The organism is Mycobacterium sp. HUMS_12744610 (assembly GCF_041206865.1).
GTDB lineage: Bacteria > Actinomycetota > Actinomycetes > Mycobacteriales > Mycobacteriaceae > Mycobacterium > Mycobacterium servetii.
Genome location: NZ_JBGEDP010000001.1, coordinates 5744467 through 5762016 on the forward strand (window position 1 = coordinate 5744467; position 17550 = coordinate 5762016).

Consider the following 17550-nt stretch of genomic DNA (forward strand, 5'->3'; position numbering starts at 1 on the left):
GGTCATCGCCCGAACGTGCGGCCGGCGAGTTCGACGGTGGCGGCCAGTCGCAGCTCGGCGGCCGACGCGCCCACCGCCACCGCATACTCCCCCGCACCGATGCGCCAGCTTCCGGCCGCACCGTCGTAGCGGGCAAGCAGGCGCGGGTCCACCTCCACGAACACCCGGCTGGTCGCGCCGGGGTCGAGTTCGACCCGGCGAAATCCCAGCAACCGCAGGCTCGGCTCGCCGGCGGCGGCGGTCAGATACAGCTGCGGGGTGTCGGCCCCGGCTCGCTCGCCCACGTTGACGACGTCGAAACCGGCGGTGATGCCGTCCCCGCCGCCGTCGACCACCAGGTCGCGGTACTCGAAATCGGTGTAGGACAGGCCGTGGCCGAACGCGAACATCGGGGTCTGGCCCGTCCGGGCGAACCAGCGGTAGCCGACGTCGGCGCCCTCGGTGTACTCGATGGTGGTGGGTGTCCCCCACCCGGCGCCGGGTCCGGGCAGCTGCGGGCGCGGTGTCTGGCCCAGCCCGGCCGGGAACGTGATCGGCAACCGCCCCGACGGATTGACCTGCCCGGCAAGGATTTCCGCGATGGCCCGGCCACCCGCCTGGCCCGGATACCAGGCCTGCACGATCGCGTTCACCGACTCCCGCCAGGGCATGGCCACCGGGTTGCCGGTCTGCAGCACCACCACGGTGTTCGGGTTGGCCGCCGACACGGCGGCGATCAGCGCGTCCTGCCCCCACGGCAGCGACAGGTCGGCGCCGTCGAAGCCCTCCCCCTCGGCGCGGACCGCGAACACGATCGCGACGTCGGCCCGCCGCGCAACCGGGACCGCCTCCGCGGGGCTGGCCCCGGGGTCGAACTCGATGCGCGCGGCAGGGAATTGGTTGCGGAGCTCCTCGAGCGGGCTCGACGGGTGCAGGTGGAGGTTGCGGATGCCGGCCATGAGGCCCGTTCCCCCGATCGGGATCACGCCCGCGTAGCCGCCCGGCGGGACGACGGCGCTCGACCCGTAACCGGCCGCCACACCCGCCTGCGCGTAGCCGCCGATCACGGCGATGACGGCGCCCGGCTCGGGCGCCAGGGGCAGCGCCCCGCGGTTGGCCAGCAGCACGATCCCCTGCCGCGCGATGCGCAGCGCGATCTCGTTGTGCGCGACCATATCCGGTGCGGGGGTCGCGGCCCGGTCGTCGATTCCGACGGCGAACATCGAACGCAGGATGCGCCGCACCATGTCGGACAGGCGGTCGCGGGGCAGCGCACCGGCGGCCAGCGCGGCCCGCAGCCGGTCGCCGAACGCCTCGGACTGCCAGAACAGGCCATCGAGTTGCGCACCGCTCTCCTGGTCCAGCCCGGCCAGCGCGCATTCCCAGCCCGGGGTGCCGCCCCAGTCGGACATGACCCAACCCCGGTATCCCCAGGCGTCTTTCAGCACGCGGTTGAGCAGCGTGTCGTTGGCGGCGGCGTACTCGCCGTTGACCTTGTTGTAGGCCGTCATCACCGCCCCCGGCTGCGAGCGCTCGATGGCGATCTCGAAGGCCAGCAGGTCGGACTCGCGGTGGGCGGCGGGATCGATGACCGCGTCGAGCCAGTGCCGGTTGGTCTCGTTGCAGTTCAGGCAGAAGTGCTTGACCGTCGAGATGACGCCCTGCTGCTGGATCCCGTTGACCGCCTCCGCGGCCATCGTCGCGGTCAGCAGCGGGTCCTCGGAAAAGTATTCGAAGTTGCGGCCGTTGCGCGGGTCGCGGGCGAGGTTCATCGCGCCGGCCAGCTGCACGTTGAACCCGCGGCTGCGCGCCTCGCGCCCGATCACCTCGCCGGACGCGCGGGCGAGCGCCGGGTCGAAACCGGCGGCCAGCGCCAGGCCCGCCGGCAGTGCGGTGGCGGTGTCGCCCGGACGGTAGCCGGGGTTGGTCACGCCGAGGCCGGCGTCGCTCATCAGCAGCGCCGGGACGCCGAGGCGGGGCACGCCCGGCACGTAACCGGCGCTCATCGGGACGCCCTGCGGGATGCGCTCGTCGCGCAGCGGCCACATCTCCCCGGCGCCCATCACGCCGACCAGCAGCGAGAACCGCTCGTCGTCGGTCATCTGGGCTTCGACCTCGCGGGCGCGCAGGTCCGGGTCGCTCACCGCACGCCCTCTTTGGCGTAGACGACGCGCAGCACGTGCCCCGCTTCGGGGCCCATCACCAGCTCGGCCAGGGCGCAGCTGGTCGCGACGAACTCCGGGCCGTGCGACGGCTGCGCCCCGCACAGGTGGTGGGCCACCTCGTGGAGCACCACCAGCTCGCGCAGCGCCCAGTCGGCGGTGTCGCGGTCGGGAACCGCGATGACCCCCGCGCCGTCGCGGCTCTCGTAGTGCGCCGCGGTGGCCGCCCGGCGCGCCCGCACGGACAGCGGCGCCACGTCCGGCCACTGCCGCCGCACCGCCGGTAACGCAAGCACCTCGTCAACGTAGCGCTGCACGGAGCCCACCGAGCCGAATCGGGCTTCCGGGGGAAGCGTCAACTGGGTGCCGAAGAACTCCACCGCCGGCGACCCGTGCTCGGCGGCACGGTCGAACAACGTGCGGACGAACTCCTCGGCGGCATATACCTTGGCGCGCTGGGAATCCCGCGGGGCACCCGCCGGCGTCACCGGCCCAGCGCGGTCCGCGCCCCGGGAAGCTCGGGGCTGTCCCCCAGCCGCGCCCGGCGCCCCGCGTGGTCACCGGCCCGCCGGGCCGCCGAGGAGTATCCGGCCGACGCGCTGGTGGCCCGCCACGTGCCGCGCGCCTTCGATGCGCTGCGGTAGTGATCGCGCAGCTCGATCTCCTTGTCCCGGAGCGCGACGGCGGTGCCCGGGGCGCGCCCGCGGTCCTCGGTGGCCTCCCGGCGGGCCTGTTCGCGGGCCTCGGCCAGGCGCTGGCCGACCCGGGCCCCGAAGGCCAGCTGGAAGTTGAGCCGGGCGGTGATGGTCGGGGTGGGCCGGTGCGCGCCCGAGGCCAGGTAGGCGTCCGAGGCCCGCACCATCTGGACGACCAGGCTGGCGTAGAGGGCATGCGTGGCGTCGATGTCCTCGGCGAAGCCGTACGCGTAGAGGAACGTCGAATTCGACGCCACGTCACAGCGCACGTCGTTGGCCGCCGCGATCCCCACGAACAGCTGCACGTAGGTCCGCAGGCCCCGGGTGCCTGCCGTCCCGATGGTGATGGTCCGCTGCGTCGGGGCCTGCGCCGGCGAGCGGTCGGCCGCGTGCGAGCGCGCCACCGCCAGGTCGATCGACGCGGCCGTCGCCAGCCGTTGCGCGGCGCCCATGAACGCCTCGGCCTCGTGCGGGTTGTCGGTGCCTTCGGCCTGGCGCAGCAGGGCGGCGATGCGGGCCAGCATCTTGTCGTCACTCATGGGCGCCACTCCTCCTCATCGCTACGCTCTGCATCGTCGCCGGCGCGACTCATGGGCGCCACTCCTTTTCATCGCTACGCTCTGCATCGTCGCCGGCGCGACTCATGGGCGCCGCTCCTTTTCATCGCTACGCTCTGCATCGTCGCCGGCGCGACTCATGGGCGCCAAACTACGGCAGCGGTATGACATTCCGCGTCCGGCCACTCACAGCCGCTGCAGAACCCAGGAGACCACGTCACCGAGGACGCTGTCGCGCTCCGGTTCGTTGAACACTTCGTGGTAGAGCCCCGGATAGACCTTCAACTCGACGTCGGCGGAGCCCGCACATTCGACCAGTCGCCGGCTGCCGGCGACGGGGATCAGCCGGTCGTCGGAACCGTGCACCACCAGCAGCGGCGCGGTCAGCGCGGGCGCTCGCTGCGGCATGGTCTCGCCGACCTGCACCAGCACCCGGCCGATCCCGGCCGGGACCTTTCCGTGGTACACCAGCGGGTCGTCCCGGTAGGCCGCCACCACCGCCGGGTCGCGCGAGATGGCCTCGACGTCGAGTTCCTGCACCGGCAGGCCGGGCACGAGGACGCCGAGCACCTTGGCGGCCAGCACCAGCAGCGGCGACAGCTGATCCTGGGCCGCGACTGCCGGACCCGACAGGACCATCAGGTCGTAGTCGTCCGGGCGTTCCACCCCGTAGGTGAACACGATCGCGCCGCCCATGCTGTGCCCGAGCACGACGCAGGCGAGGCCGGGGTGCTCCCGGGTCGCGATGCGGACCAGCGTGTCGAAGTCGCCGGTGTACTCGGACATGTCGCGCACCAGCACCCGCTTGCCGCCGGAGCGGCCGTGGCCGCGGTGGTCGAGGGCGTAGGTGGCCAGGCCGGCGTCGCCGAAACACTGCGCGACGTGGTCGTAGCGGCGGGCGTGCTCGCCGAGGCCGTGCGACAGCACGACCACCGCTCGGGGCGAAGCGTCCGGCGTCCACACGTCGTAGACGATGCGGACGCCCCCGACGCCGTCGAAATCTCGTTCGGTGCGGGTGGTAGCCATTACGGGCAGCGTAACGGCTCGGCGGGCAGACCTCTCGTCATCGCGCCGGTGCGCTGCGGGCGGCCGGTTCAGTCGGTGGGTGACGGTTCGATGGCGCGGAGCAGTCGCTGCAGGCGGGGCGCGTCGTCGCTGTGCGCATAGGCGTCGAGCCAGTCGGCGAGTTTGGCGATGAGCTCCGGCGGCAGGGACAGACCGCGCTGGGCAACGGTCTGCACCACGATGCCGATCGCGGTGTCCGACTCGCCGGGACCGACGATGGCATAGATGCGGGCGCGGTCGCCCTCGGCGAGCAGGGGGGCGATCGCATCGGCCAGTGCCCACGCGAGGTCGGATGCGTCCCAGTCGTTCATGGTCCTCGGGTGCGTTGTCGGGCAGTGGGCGTCCAGCAGGGACCACGCTAACCCGGACCCGGGTGCCGCTGAAGGGACCAAAGCCCCGAAAGCCATTGGCTTGCTTGTTTGTAACGCGGACTTCACGAACACCCGGCCCCGGCCGGGCCGCGCCCCCGGACCGCCGTTTAGGCTCGTGCGCGTGCGGTCGCTCACCGATTCCCCCCGCGTCACGCCCTCGCCCGGCAAGCCGCTGCTGCTGTTGGGGGCCTTCGACATCGCCGAGCTGGGCTGTGTGGCGGAGGAGTTCTTCGTCTCCGGAACGGCCTCGGCCTACCTTCCCACCGCTCCGCTGGGCCCGGACGGCCAATGGAGCGTAACCCCTAGTGAAACAGCCGATTACACGACCCGTGTGGTGGTCGTGACACCCGCCGACCGGGCGCGGTTCAACGGGACGGTCCTGGTCGAATGGCTCAACGTGAGCGGTGGCATCGACGCGCCGGCCGTGTGGATGATGGCGCACCGCGAAATAGCCCGCGCGGGCTACGGTTACGTCGCGGTGTCGGCCCAGCGGGTGGGGGTCGAGGGGGGCGGCGGCCTGCTGGGCGCGGACATGTCCCTGAAAAGCCAGGACCTTACCCGGTACGCGTCCCTGCACCACCCTGGCGACGCCTTCTCCTACGACATCTTCTCCCAAGTCGCCGGGCTCCTGGGCGGCGACGGCGACGACGATGTGCTGCGCGGGCTCGGCGCCCGGCACGTGATCGCCATCGGCGAGTCCCAGTCGGCCATGTTCCTGACGACCTATGTCAACGCCGTGGACCCGCTGGCCCGTGCCTACGACGGTTTCCTGGTGCACTCGCGCTTCGGGCCCGCCGCGCCGCTGGACGGCGGCTCGATCTTCGAGGACGCCGGCGGGTTGGCGGCGTCCCGGTTCCGCGCCGACCTGCGGGTCCCGCTCGTCGCCATCATCACCGAGACCGACCTGTTCGGCGGCGTCCGGCACGGCTACTACTTCGCGCGCCAGCCCGACAACGAACGGCTGCGGGTCTGGGAGATCCCCGGCGCCGCCCACGCCGACAACTACACGATCCAGGTGGCGCCGATCGATGACGGCAGCGCACCGCTCGACGACCTGGTGGCGGCCTACGCCCCGACCCGCACGCTGATGGGCCAGCAACTGGAGCACTACATCAACTTCGGGCCGCAACACCACTACGTCGCGCAGGCGGCGCTGGAAGCGTTGCACACCTGGGTGCGGACCGGCCGGCCCGCGGCGGCGGCCCCGCCCATCGAGGTGGTCGAAACCGACCCTCCCGCACCGGCTCTGGACGACAACGGGCTCGCGCGCGGCGGCGTCCGGACCCCCTGGGTGGACGTGCCCACCGCGCGGACCTCCGGCGTCGGCTCTCAGGAGAGCGTCATGGCCGCGCTCTTCGGTTCGGGTGAGCCCTTCGACGCCGCCACGCTGCGGCGGCTCTACCCGGGTGGGGCCGGCCAGTACCTCGAGAGTTTCACCGCGGCGCTCGACGGTGCGATCACCAAGGGGTTCGTCCTGGCCGCCGACCGCGACGAGATCCTGCGGTTGGCCGCCGCGACGTATCCGGGTTAGAACAGCCGGCTGTCCGGCGGCGGCCCCGGCACCGGGCGGACCAGGCCGGCGCCGGTGACCTGCGGCAGGTCCAGCGCAGACAGCAGCCCCGGGGCGGCCGCGCACACCGCGGGGATCGCGTTGACCATCCGGGAGGCGCCGGCGATGCGCGCGCCCAGGTCGTGGTCGTGGTCCTCGGCCATCTCGAACTCGCACCGCATGCTCGGGGAACCTTCGATCTCGACGCGGTAGAGACCGCGCCCGGAGGCCAGCCCGTAGCCCAGGTCCTTCGGGGGGATGGTGATGTGCGGCTGCGGCCAGTCGGGCGCGATGTCGTCGCGCATCCGGGTGACGTGGTCGAGGACGAAAGTCGGCCTGCCGGAGACGTATCCGGTCAGCGTCGAGCGCATCGCCGCGATCGTCCCGGCCGCGACGTGGCCGGTGGGGGTGTCGAAGGACTCGGTGGCGGCGACGCGTTCGTTGTCCTCCTCGACGGTGTCGATCGTGACGCCGAGCCCGGCGGCGAGCTGGTGCAGGACGGCGCCCCAGCCGAAGGTGAAGATGCCGGGCTGGGCCGCGAAGGCACGGTACTCCGGCGGCTTGCCGAACCCGAGGATCTCGTAGACAGCGGAGCGGTCCGGGTAGGTGGCGTAGTTGAAGATCTCGGTCACCCGGACCGACTCGATGGCCCTCGACACGCCGGTGAGCACCAGCGGCAGAACGTCATTGGCGAATCCCGAGTCGATGCCGGTGGTGAGGAACGACGCGCCGCCCTGCAGCGCCGCCTCCCGCAGCGGACCGGTGAACGCCTCGTCGACGGCGTCGGGGTACACCAGCGGCACCACCGAGCACGACACCACGTTCTTGCCGGCCCGCAGGATCGACACCATGTCCGCCACGGCCTCGAGCGGTCGCAGGTTGGCCCCGGCGGCGTAGACCACCACGTCGGCGTCGCCGGCGAGCATCGGCCCGGGGTCCCGGGTGGCGGTCACCCCGACCGGCGCGCCGCCGCACAGCTCACCCGCGTCGCGGCCCGCCTTGGCCTCGCTGTGCACGACGAGGTCGACCAATCGCAGCTGCGGGTGGTCGATGACACCCCGCAGGGCGATCACCCCCATCGAGCCCGGACCCCAGACACCCACGTTGTACACGGTCGTTCTCCTATTATTAGGAAGTAGTCACTTATAATTTGGCCGGATGCTAGAAAGCCACGCATGGATACGTCAACCGCCAAGTCACCGCCCACCGGGCGCGTGGTCGACGTGCTTGCCACGCTGGCGGATTCGCCCGACGGGCGGACGTCCGCCGGAATAGCGAAGATCTGCGGGATCAGCACCTCGACCTGTGCGCTCGTCCTCGCCGAGCTGGAACGGCGCGCCTGGGTGACGCGCCGGGAGGATCGCCGCTACACCCTGGGCAGCGGCCTGTTCGGGCTGGTGCACGGCCTGCGCAGGCAGTTCCCGTTGCTGGACCGCGGCCGTGCGGCGCTGACGCTCCTGCACGACACCCTCGGTGCGGGGTGCTCGATGTCGAAAATCGGCGAGAAGCACCTGATTATCGTCGACGCCGTCGGCCACGGCACCGACGGTGAGCACGCCGTCGGCCAGCGCTTCCCCATCGACCCACCGTTCGGTCTGGTAGCGATGGCCTGGCGGGACGACGCGTTCGTCCGGGCCTGGCTGCACCGGGTCATGCCGCGGCTCGGCCGCGCCGAAATAGACCAGCAGCAGCGGGTACTCGCCGACATCCGCGCCCGCGGCTACGGGGCGTGGCGCTTCGACGACGCCCACCAGTCACTGCACCACCGGCTGGCCGACGTGTTGGCGTCGCTGGAGCCGACGGCGCGGGTCACCCGGCAACTCACCACCCTGATGACGATGGTGACACTGCAATCGATCACCCACTCGCTGGAAACCGACTTGGCCGTAGCCGAATTCGTCGTTCTGCCGATCTTCGGGCAGCACGGCCAGCCGGAGTATCAGATCGAGATCCACCTCGGCCACCCCGTCGGCCTGACCCTGGACGCGCTCAACGACGCACTGCGCCAGGCGCAGCGACTGCTCAGCGCCGGGGGGCCCTGACCTAGAGTGGGCAGGACGGACGGGAGCCCACATGTCTCAATCGCAGGCCAAGCACGCGGCGCCGAACCCTGATCGGAACATCAAGGCGCTTCGGACCGTACGGTTCTGGCTGGCACCGCTGCTGATCACACTGGCGCTGATGTCGGCGCTGTGCGCGCTCTACCTCGGCGGCATCCTGAATCCGACGACCAACCTGCGGCACTTCCCCATCGCGGTGGTCAACGAGGACGCCGGCCCGACGGGCGCCAAGATCGCCGCCGGTCTAGGGCGTGTCTCCCAATTGGTTGTTTCCGACGCGGGAATGGATTACGGCGCAGGCCAATAGGACACCGCCGAGGTAGGTCAGGGCGTATTTGTCGTAGCGGGTCGCGATACCGCGCCATTGCTTGAGCCGGTTGTAGCCTCGTTCGACGGTGTTGCGCAGACCGTAGAGCTCGGCGTCGAACGCCGGTGGGCGACCCCCGGCCGATCCCTTGGCCTTGCGCCGGGCGATCTGGTCTTTGCGTTCGGGAATCGTGTGCTTGATTCTTCGGGAACGTAATTCGGTGCGCGTGCTCGGGTGTGAATACGCCTTGTCGGCGAGCAATCGGAAGTCGCCACCGGTCACACCGTGCTCAGCGCAGGCGTGGTCGTAGTCGTCGAGCAAAGGCAGCAACTGCGGATTGTCGCCGGCCTGGCCAGCGGTCAACCGGACCGCGACAACAGCTTCGCGCTGATCGGTCAGGGTGTGGATCTTGGTGGTCAGCCCGCCTCGCGAACGCCCAATTGCATGGTCGTCGGGTTCATCGGCGGATTTCTTGTAATTCGACAGGGCCCCCTTTTGCCAGCGTGTCCGACCGGGCACCCGCCGAATGTTGATGCGCCCGTACGTTCGTCGAATCCACCGACAACAGCTTCTCGATATCGCCGGCCATCTCGGCGTCGAACCCGAAGGCGTGCGCCACCTGAGCAAACATCACGTCATAGGTGCCATCCAGCGACCATCGGTGATGACGCTTCCACACCGTTTTCCATGGCCCGAAATCAGCGGGCAGGTCCCGCCACGGGCATCCCGTGCGAAACCGCCAGGCAATCCCCTCCAAAATCAACCGGTGATCACCAAACCTCCGGCCCCGCTTGCCCTCATGCGAAGGCATCAACGGCTCAACCACCGCCCAGAACTCGTCAGAAATCACACCAATCCGCGTCACCAGCCAATCCTGGCTGGTCAACAGTCGAAAAATTGGGAGACACGCCCTAGTCGCAGGGCTGGACAAGCAGAAGTTCGAGGTCCGGATCCTGTCCAAGCAGGAGGCCACCCAGCGGCTGGACCGGGCCCAGGTGTACGGCGAAGTTCTGATACCGCCGACCTTCTCCTCGAGCCTGCGCGAGTACGGCGCGAGCGCGATCACGCCCACCCACGCGACCCGGCCGGTGATCACCGTCTCGACCAACCCGCGGGCGGGCACGCTGGGCGCCAGCATCGCCAACCAGACCCTGACCATGGCGATGGGGGTCGTGGAAGGCCAAGTGGGCCAACAGCTTACGGCCGATGTCGCGGCCCAGGCCGAGGGAGCGCCGCTCTCCGGCGCCTCGGCGGTGGGCCTCGCGAGCCCCATCGACGTCAAGTCGGTGGTGTACCACCCGCTGCCCAATGGCACCGGAAACGGGTTGTCGGCCTTCTACTATTCGCTGTTGCTGCTGCTGGCCGGCTTCACCGGGAGCATCGTGGTCAACACCCTGGTGGACGCGCTGCTCGGCTACGTGCCGGCCGAGTTCGGGCCGGTGTATCGCTTCGCCGAGCAGGTCAAGATCTCGCGGCTCCAGACGCTGCTGATCAAGTGGGGCATCATGGTGCTGCTGGCACTGCTCACGTCGGCGGCGTATCTGGGGATCGCCCACGGGCTCGGTATGCCCATCGACCTCGGCTGGCAACTGTGGGCGTATGGAGCGTTCGCGATCGCCGCCGTGGGCATCACGTCGACGTCGCTGCTGTCGGTGCTCGGGACGATCGGCCTGCTGGTCGGCCTGTTGATCTTCGTGTTCCTGGGGCTGCCGTCGGCCGGCGCCACGGTCCCACTGGAGGCGGTGCCGCCGTTCTTCCGCTGGCTGGCCGGGTTCGAGCCGATGCACCAGGTGTTCCTGGGCACGCGCTCGCTGCTGTACCTCGGCGGCGACGGCGCAGCCGGGCTGTCCCAGGCGCTGTTGATGACCGCCGTCGGCCTGGGCATCGGCCTGTTGCTGGGCGGGATCGTCACCCACCTCTACGACCGCAAGGGTTTTCACCGGATCCACGGGGCGGCCGAGATGGCGATCGCCAGGGAACACCAGGCGCGGCAACGACCCCGTGCGGACAAGCACGCGGCCGCGCTAGCCACCGAAGACCAGGATGGCCCCGAAAGCCCAAGCGACCAAGCGTAATTCCTGCGCGACCCAACCGTCATGCGCGTGTGACTTAAGTTGACAGTGCGGCTGGTGTGACTGATGCTGTCAGTGCTGACCTAGATTCAGGGCCGAAAGGGCTACCGTGCTGACATCGACCGGCGGCCTGCGCCGACTGGCGGTCTTGGGCGCCGCCGCGGTCGCGTGCACCGTCGCGGCCGCGACCACGGGACAGCCCGTCGCGCACGCCGCCGACGGGCGCGACCAGCTGGCCAACGCGATCAACGCCACCAAGGGCACCTACCTGGTCTACAACTTCGGCGCCGGCCACCCCGCGCCGATGCTCAACGCCGCCGGCAACTGGTACGAGATGAACAACGGCGGGCACCTGATGATCATCAAGAACGCCTCCGCCCGGCTCACCCCGCACCTGCTGGTCGACACCCATCGGGGCGTCCAGGCATTGTGCGAACACAAACCGGGTGCCCGCGCCAGTGACGGATCGTGGGAGGCGTCCGAGCTGTACACGCCGCTGAACGCCTGGCAGCGCATGGGGCAGCCGACGATCGCGATCAACGCCAACTTCTTCGACATACGCTCTCAGCAGGCGGGGTCGTGGCGCCAGACCGGCTGCAGTTCACCGCTGGGTGCTTTCGTGGACAACACCCATGGGCTGGGCCGCGCCAACCAGCCGATCACCGGTAACGCGGCCTACCCCGGTAAGCCGGGCCTGTCGAACGGCGACGGGGTGTGGACCGCGCTGACGACGATGGTCCTGCCCGCCGGCGCTGCACCGTTTGTGGTACCACCCCGCAGCAAGCAGGATTACGACGCCGCTTCCCCGGTGGTCAACGATCTGCTCAACAAGAACGAGAGGTTCGTCGCGGTGTCCGGGCTCGGGCTGCTCGCCCCGGGAGACACCGGCCAGTTGCACGATCCCGGTCCCAGCGCGGCGCGGACCGCCCTTGCCTATGCGCGACAGAAGGACGAGATGTACGTCTTCGAGGGGGGCAACTACACACCGGACAACATGCAGGACCTGTTCCGCGGCCTGGGCAGCGATACGGCGATCCTGCTCGACGGCGGCGGGTCGTCGGCCATCGTGCTGCGCCGCGACACCGGGGGCATGTGGGCCGGTGCGGGATCGCCGCGGGGTTCCTGCGACACCCGGCAGGTGCTGTGCGACTCCCACGAACGGGCGTTGCCGAGCTGGCTGGCGTTCAATTAGCCGGCGCCGCGCTACACGTGCGGTGTCAGGTCCAGCGAGGTGACGGTCGTCATCCTGGTGACCAGCCAGCGCCCATCGATGCGCTTCATGAACACCCGGTAGGACAGGTACTTCAGCGCCGGGATGTTCTTGGTCAGCGGGCTGGTCGACGAGGTGTTGGTGTAGACGATGACGACGGCGTTGGGACCATCGAGCGATTCGACCGCCGCGCCGGTGACCTCGGTGCTGTTGGTCACCTTGGCCTGCTTGTTGGGAGCCACGATCGCGTCGACGAACTTGCGGTACTGGGCCTCGAAATCGCCGCTGAGGTAGCGCGACGCGCGATCGGCGAGGGTGTTCATGTTCTCCGGCGTGTAGGTCCACAGCGTGGTGATCGCGTTGGCCGCCGTCCGCGCCACCTCGATCTTGGTGGCGGCGGCCGCGCGGTCGGTCAGGTAGGGCTGCACCGCCGCCCCGGCGAACGCGGCGGACCCGACGAACAGCAGCGCCGCGACCGCGACGACCGCGGCGAGGCGCCTGCCGGCCGGGCGCCTGGTCCGGACGGGGCCGTCTTCGGGAACCGTCGCGTCCTCGGCGGCGGGCTCGGCGGACTCCTCGGCGGCGGGCTCGGCGGACTCCTCGGCGGCGGACTCGGCGGGCTCGTCGGGCTCGACAGCGTCCGCCTCGGCGGTCAGATCGCCTGAGCCAGGTTGCTGATCTTCCACTGATTTCCTTCCTGCGTCGCGGTTGCCGCCCACCGGTTCGTGTTCTCGATCACTTGCTTTTCGTCCGGGCTCTTGGAGGTCACCGCGGTGGCCACCATCACGTTGACGCTGCCGTCGTCGTTCCAGCGTTCCACGCCGGCGTCCAGCACGGTGCCGGTGGCCGGTTCGGCGCGGGCCACCTGCAAAAGAATGTTGTTTGCGTGCGTTTTGTACTGCTCGGCGAATTGCCCGGTCGCCTGGGCCAGTATCCGCGACACGTAGTCGTTGGCATGAAAGGGGTCGATGGAGGTGAACTGCGTCATGAAGCCGGTCACGTAGCCGAGCACCGCCCGTTCCCTGGACGCGGTGCGCTCGTGGCGTTCGTGGGAGACCAGCATCAGGGTGCACGCCGCGATGGCGGCCGCCGTCAGCAGCGCGGCGATCGCGGCGGCGACCGGCAGGCCCCAGGGCCGCGGCCCCGGCGCCGGTCTCCCGACCAGCAGCGGTGCCTCGCCGGGCTGAAACTTCTTGCGTGGGCTCATTTTTGGCCACCAGGCGGTTTGGGTTTGGTCAGCACGGTGAGGTCGTCGACGCGCCAGTCGTCCCCGCCCTTGGCTTTGGCGAAACTCACCCGCACGGTCGCGGTGATGTACCGCTCGTTGGGGCTCGCGCCGCGGCGGCCCTGCATGAAGAGCAGCATCGTCGCCCGATCCGGGCTCGCGGACTGGATCGAGCTGTCGGTCACCCAGTATTCGTTGATGACGGGGTGGCCCTTCTCCACGACCTCCTGCTGCTTGGCGAGCTTGTCCCGGTAGCCCTCGGTGGCCAGCGAACGGGCGCGCGCGAAGTCGTCGTGCAGCGACTTGGGGTCGTAGGTCAGCATCTGTGCGACGATCTTCGGCCCCTGGATCGCGAGCTGGGCGACGGTCCGATCGGTCGCGCGTTCGCGGGAGTACACCAGCGCATAGCCGGCCGCCGCTCCGGCCAGGCAGACCGCCGCCGCGGCGAGCACCACCACCGCAGTCCGCCGCCGCAGCGCGCGCCGATCCGTCTCGACCTGCCGCACTTCGGTGCGCAGCAACACGTCGGCGAATGTGCGGCGCCGGGCGTCCCACAGCGGCCACAGCCATCCCACCACCGAGGCCGCGTCGAGCAGGTGGGCCAGGTCCCGCAGCATCAGCCCCCACGCCGTCGGCGCACCGCCGTCCCGGCGTGCCACGGCGATCCCGCACACGCCTCGGCCCAGGCTCCAGCCGGTGACGGCCGGCAGCACCCACCGGTTGACCGCCGTCGCCAGGATCGCCAGCCCGCCGACCGACAGCCACAGCCACCACCACACGGGGTGGTCACGCACGGTGAAGGCCACCAGCGCCGACGTCGTCGTCACCGCGGCGCCCGGAACGACGTCCACCGCGATCGCGCACACGCGAATGTGCCACGGCGCCAACGGGTTCGCCGGAGACATCGCCGTGGTGGGAGTTTCCTCGACCACCACCGTCACTTGGTCACCTGGTCGAGCTTGGAGATCTTGTACTGGCCCTCGGCCAGCGCCATCCTCACCCGCAGCCGGTAGCCGGTCTCGTTCTGCGCCTGGTCGGTGGCGACCTTGACGCGCATGGCGACCAGCACGTCGACCGAGCCGTCGTTGTTGTTGCGCTCGACGGCCGCCCGCATGTCCGAGACCTGCACGTGGACGTTGGCGGCCTGATACGCCTGCACCAGCATGCTGGTGTACAGCAGGGCCTGCGACCGGAACGCGTCGGTGCCGCAGTCGATGATCTTCTGCCCGCTCGCCGCCATGGTGTTGGGGTCCGGCGCCTGCGTCGCCGACACGCACTCCACCGCCGCCTTGAGCGCGGCCGCGTCCTCGCGGGCGGTGGCCAGGGCCTCCCGGTGGGAGCGCAACGCGAAATAGCCACCGGCCCCGACGGCGCCGGCACACACGAGCAGCACCGCGACGATGCCGGCCACCCAGCGCCGGCCCAGCCGCGACGGGCCGCGCGGCACCTGGGCATCGGCGGGCGCCGCCGGGTCCTCGGGGGCGTCCTGATCGGCCACGGAAGCCTCGGAGTCCGGGAGAGCCCCGGATTCCGGGGCGTCGTCGGTCATGTCCTGGGTGCGCGACGAATCGTCCGCGTCGGTGGGGTTCAGCCGGCTGGTGCCAGCATCTCCTTCCATCCGTCGTCTCCTGTTTTGGTCGAGTTTTCGACGGAATACTTGACTCCGTCGGGCCCTAGCAGTTCACCGCTCTGGGGACTGTAGACGGCCGTGGGTGGCCCGTCCGGAGTGTAGACGCACGGGTTGGGTTGCTGCCCATTGCACTCGACGGTACCGGTGCCCGGCCGCGTCAGCGGGTCGCTGGTGGGCGGCGGCGTGCCCGCCACCCGGTCCGAGGGCGCCGGGTTGAGCCCCGTGTTGATCGACGGGGCCTGGATCACCTGGCCCGGCTTGACCGGCTGGTCGCAGCGGGCCGAGGGTGCGGGGCAGGTCAGGATCTGGTTGGGATCGCCGTACCAGGGGTTGGTTCCGGCGGGGACGTAGGGCTTGGGGTCACGGCACTCCCGCGGCGTCGCGGCCCGCTTGCCCGGGACGTCGACACAGGGCATGTTGCGCGACCCGCGCACGCTGTTGGCCGGCGTGTCCATCGGGATCTTGCAGTACGTGCCCGACGGCAGCGGCTGCAGGCTGGTGTCGGCCGGAGACCGCCACTGCGAGGCCGGGATGAAGCCGCTCAGGCACGGGGGTGGCTGGTTGATCGACAACGCCAGGTCCAGGTCGGCAAGGTTGGGGTTCGGCGCGGCCACCGCCTGCGCGATCGAGGCGCCCTGCGGCAGGAACACCAACACCTGCTCCACGCCGGCGTGGTAGCGCTTGAGCAGGTCGAAGACGACCTCGAGGTTGGCCAGCGTCTGCGGCAGCGAATCCCGGACGTCGCTGAAGACCTCGTTGACCTGGTCGGCGGTCGGCGCCGCCTGGCGCAACACGCTGCGCACGCTCTGATCCTGCTGGGCGGTCTGCGCGGCCAGCTTGTTCAGGTTGTGCGCCCAGCGCTCGATGGCGTCCCCGGACTTGACCTGGCTGTCGATCAGCGGCCCGGAGTTCTGGATGATGTCATTGACATCGGTGACATTGGTCTTGAAGTCCCCGACGATCGCCTGGGTGGAGTCGACCAGCCGTTGCAGGGCCGGGCCCAGGCCCCCGACCGACTGCGCCGTCTCGTCGAGCAGCTGGCTGATCTTGTCCTTGGGCAGCGCGGCCAGGCCCTTGTAGGCGGTGTCCAACGCCGGCCCGATCGCGGCCGGCACCGTGCCCCTGGTGATCGTCTGCCCGGGCGAGAGGAACTTGCCGGGATGTCCGGTCGACACGAGGTCCAGGTACTGCTCGCCGACCGCCGACACCGAGTGCACGTTGGCGACGGCGTCGACCGGGATCTTGTAGCGACTGTCGATGCTCATCGTCGCGTGGGCGCCCCGCTCGGTGGGCTCGACGTCGGTGACCTTGCCGATCGTGATGCCGCGATAGGTCACGTTGGCCGTAGGGTACAACCCGCCCGAGGCGGGCAGGTCGGCTTGCAGCGTGTACCTACCGATGCCGACCAGGCTCGGGATCTGCAGGTAGTAGACGCCCAGCACCAGCAGGGAGATCACCGTCATGATCCCGAATGCGACCAGTTGACGTTTGACGAAGGGGGTCAGCAATTCCGGTCCCCCCTCTCCACCAGAGGCCCACCCGGCGCGTCGTTCGGGTTCGGGGTGTAGCGCACGTCGGGGATCATCGTCTCCGGGTCGCGGCCGAACGACTGCTCGAGAGCACGCAGCGATCCCGACAGTCCGGTGCCGGTGAGGAACGCGTTGTCGATGGCGCTGTAGGTCAGGTCCAGCGTCAGCGAAATGTTGAGGTAGTCCCCGCGAAATATCTTCGGCACCGTGTCGATGTCGAACGGCAGGGTCAGCATCAGCTTCAGCGCGCCGATCAGGTACGGCGAGGCCCGTCCCAGCTCCTTGAGCGGGCACTGCAGCGCCTGCAGGTCCTGGTGCAGCGGCCCGCGCGCCTCCGACAGGTACTGGTTGGCGGACTGGCTGAGCCGTCCCACCGCGTCGGTGGCGTTGATCAGCAGGTTCTTGGTGTCGGCGAAGTGCTTGAGCAGCGGCGGGACGTCGGTCAGCACCCGGTCGAGGACGTCGGCGCGCCCGCCCGCGTAGGCCAGCAGCCGGTTCGTCGAATCGATCGCGTGGGTGATGTCGTGACGCTGTTCGTCGAGCTGGGTGGTGAAGGTGTCCAATTTGCCCAGGAACGAGCGGATCTGGTCACCGCGCCCGTTGAGGATGTTGTAGACCTCGTTCTGCAGCACCTCCAGGTTGGGGATGCCGCCCCCGCGCAGGATCAGCGCAAGGCTGGCCAGCGTCTGCTCGGTGGTGGGAAACGCCGACGAGTGCTTGAGCGGGATGGTGTCGCCGTCCTCGAGCAGCTGCGGCGACGGGTTGTGCGGTGCCGCCAACTCCACGTGCTGGGAGCCCAGCAGGGAGGTCTGCCCGATCTTGGCGGTGGCGTTCTTGGGCAGCTTGACGCTCTTGTCGATGCCGAGCGTCAGCGTGGCCACCCAGTTCTTCAGCTGGATCGCCCGGATGGACCCGACGTAGACGTCGGCGACCATCACCTTGCTGTTGCCGTTGATGGCCAGCGTGTCGGGCATCTGCACGTAGACGGTGTAGGAGTTCGCCCCCGTGCCCGGCCCGCCCGGGATCGCGACGTTGGCGATCCCCTTCCAGCCACAGGAGCTGAGCACCAGCGCGGCCACGCTCAGCGCGAGGGCCTGCCAGCAGCGGTGCCGGATCGCGCGTCCCGCGCTCATCACGGC

Annotated in this window: 15 protein-coding genes and 3 pseudogenes; 5 read left to right on the forward strand and 13 right to left on the reverse strand. The window is 70.0% G+C overall.

The annotated features are described in order from the left end of the window. Window positions 1-2: 2 nt before the first annotated feature. From AB8998_RS27865 to AB8998_RS27885, 5 genes are all read right to left on the reverse strand, one after another. Window positions 3-2123: a beta-glucosidase gene (locus tag AB8998_RS27865; RefSeq protein WP_369741129.1), complete on the reverse strand. Its 2121-nt coding sequence runs from the start codon at window positions 2121-2123 to the stop codon at window positions 3-5. Beyond that, complete coding sequence (locus AB8998_RS27870) at window positions 2120-2629, reverse strand: TIGR04338 family metallohydrolase (RefSeq protein ID WP_369741130.1); 510 nt, start codon at window positions 2627-2629, stop codon at window positions 2120-2122. Before AB8998_RS27870 ends, AB8998_RS27865 begins: the two co-directional genes overlap by 4 nt. Beyond that, the gene (locus tag AB8998_RS27875; RefSeq protein WP_369741131.1) at window positions 2626-3375 is read right to left on the reverse strand and encodes a DUF2786 domain-containing protein; all 750 of its coding nucleotides are present in this window, start codon (window positions 3373-3375) and stop codon (window positions 2626-2628) included. The genes AB8998_RS27870 and AB8998_RS27875 overlap by 4 nt, the downstream gene beginning before the upstream one ends. 204 nt (window positions 3376-3579) lie before the next feature. After that, window positions 3580-4419, reverse strand: coding sequence for an alpha/beta hydrolase (locus AB8998_RS27880; RefSeq protein WP_369741132.1), 840 nt, complete (start codon window positions 4417-4419; stop codon window positions 3580-3582). Between the two features lie 68 nt (window positions 4420-4487). Then, window positions 4488-4769, reverse strand: coding sequence for a hypothetical protein (locus AB8998_RS27885; RefSeq protein WP_369741133.1), 282 nt, complete (start codon window positions 4767-4769; stop codon window positions 4488-4490). A gap of 181 nt (window positions 4770-4950) precedes the next feature. Between AB8998_RS27885 and AB8998_RS27890 the strand changes: the two genes are divergently transcribed. Next, window positions 4951-6360 (forward strand): alpha/beta hydrolase domain-containing protein, encoded by a 1410-nt coding sequence (locus AB8998_RS27890; RefSeq protein ID WP_369741134.1) that lies wholly within the window; start codon window positions 4951-4953, stop codon window positions 6358-6360. Here the strand turns inward: AB8998_RS27890 and AB8998_RS27895 are convergent. Beyond that, window positions 6357-7490, reverse strand: a complete 1134-nt coding sequence (locus AB8998_RS27895) for an NAD(P)H-dependent amine dehydrogenase family protein (RefSeq protein WP_369741135.1) — start codon at window positions 7488-7490, stop codon at window positions 6357-6359. The two genes, AB8998_RS27890 and AB8998_RS27895, sit on opposite strands and share 4 nt — an antisense overlap. 63 nt (window positions 7491-7553) lie before the next feature. Here AB8998_RS27895 and AB8998_RS27900 point away from each other — a divergent pair, with 63 nt between their 5' ends. Together AB8998_RS27900 and AB8998_RS27905 are read left to right on the forward strand one after the other, a co-directional pair. Further along, window positions 7554-8420 carry a MarR family transcriptional regulator gene (locus AB8998_RS27900; protein WP_369741136.1) on the forward strand — a complete coding sequence of 289 codons (867 nt, stop codon included), beginning with the start codon at window positions 7554-7556 and terminating at the stop codon, window positions 8418-8420. Window positions 8421-8451: 31 nt separating this feature from the next. After that, window positions 8452-8685 (forward strand): annotated as a pseudogene (locus AB8998_RS27905) (hypothetical protein); the annotation flags it as partial. On the opposite strand, the pseudogene AB8998_RS27910 reads toward AB8998_RS27905, so the two are convergent. Continuing rightward, a pseudogene (locus tag AB8998_RS27910) lies at window positions 8683-9610 on the reverse strand (IS5 family transposase). The pseudogenes AB8998_RS27905 and AB8998_RS27910 sit on opposite strands and share 3 nt — an antisense overlap. A 46-nt stretch (window positions 9611-9656) precedes the next feature. Here AB8998_RS27910 and AB8998_RS27915 point away from each other — a divergent pair. Both AB8998_RS27915 and AB8998_RS27920 read left to right on the forward strand, forming a co-directional pair. After that, a pseudogene (locus AB8998_RS27915) lies at window positions 9657-10820 on the forward strand (DUF3533 domain-containing protein); the annotation flags it as partial. Between the two features lie 106 nt (window positions 10821-10926). Continuing rightward, window positions 10927-12009 (forward strand): phosphodiester glycosidase family protein, encoded by a 1083-nt coding sequence (locus AB8998_RS27920; RefSeq protein ID WP_369741137.1) that lies wholly within the window; start codon window positions 10927-10929, stop codon window positions 12007-12009. An 11-nt stretch (window positions 12010-12020) separates the two neighbouring features. Here AB8998_RS27920 and AB8998_RS27925 read toward each other — a convergent pair whose 3' ends face one another. The 6 genes from AB8998_RS27925 to AB8998_RS27950 are packed head-to-tail and all read right to left on the reverse strand — an operon-like array spanning window position 12021 to window position 17544. Next, window positions 12021-12713, reverse strand: coding sequence for a hypothetical protein (locus AB8998_RS27925; RefSeq protein ID WP_369741138.1), 693 nt, complete (start codon window positions 12711-12713; stop codon window positions 12021-12023). Beyond that, the gene (locus AB8998_RS27930) at window positions 12680-13234 is read right to left on the reverse strand and encodes a mammalian cell entry protein (protein WP_369741139.1); all 555 of its coding nucleotides are present in this window, start codon (window positions 13232-13234) and stop codon (window positions 12680-12682) included. Before AB8998_RS27930 ends, AB8998_RS27925 begins: the two co-directional genes overlap by 34 nt. After that, entirely contained in the window at window positions 13231-14193 is a 963-nt protein-coding gene (locus AB8998_RS27935; protein WP_369741140.1) for an RDD family protein, read from the reverse strand. The genes AB8998_RS27930 and AB8998_RS27935 overlap by 4 nt, the downstream gene beginning before the upstream one ends. Further along, complete coding sequence (locus tag AB8998_RS27940; RefSeq protein WP_369741141.1) at window positions 14190-14870, reverse strand: Mce protein; 681 nt, start codon at window positions 14868-14870, stop codon at window positions 14190-14192. Before AB8998_RS27940 ends, AB8998_RS27935 begins: the two co-directional genes overlap by 4 nt. Further along, a complete protein-coding gene (locus tag AB8998_RS27945) occupies window positions 14840-16390 on the reverse strand; it encodes a virulence factor Mce family protein (RefSeq protein WP_369741142.1) in 1551 nt (516 codons plus the stop codon). Before AB8998_RS27945 ends, AB8998_RS27940 begins: the two co-directional genes overlap by 31 nt. Continuing rightward, window positions 16384-17544 carry a virulence factor Mce family protein gene (locus tag AB8998_RS27950; protein ID WP_369741143.1) on the reverse strand — a complete coding sequence of 387 codons (1161 nt, stop codon included), beginning with the start codon at window positions 17542-17544 and terminating at the stop codon, window positions 16384-16386. Before AB8998_RS27950 ends, AB8998_RS27945 begins: the two co-directional genes overlap by 7 nt. Between the last annotated feature and the right edge of the window lie 6 nt (window positions 17545-17550).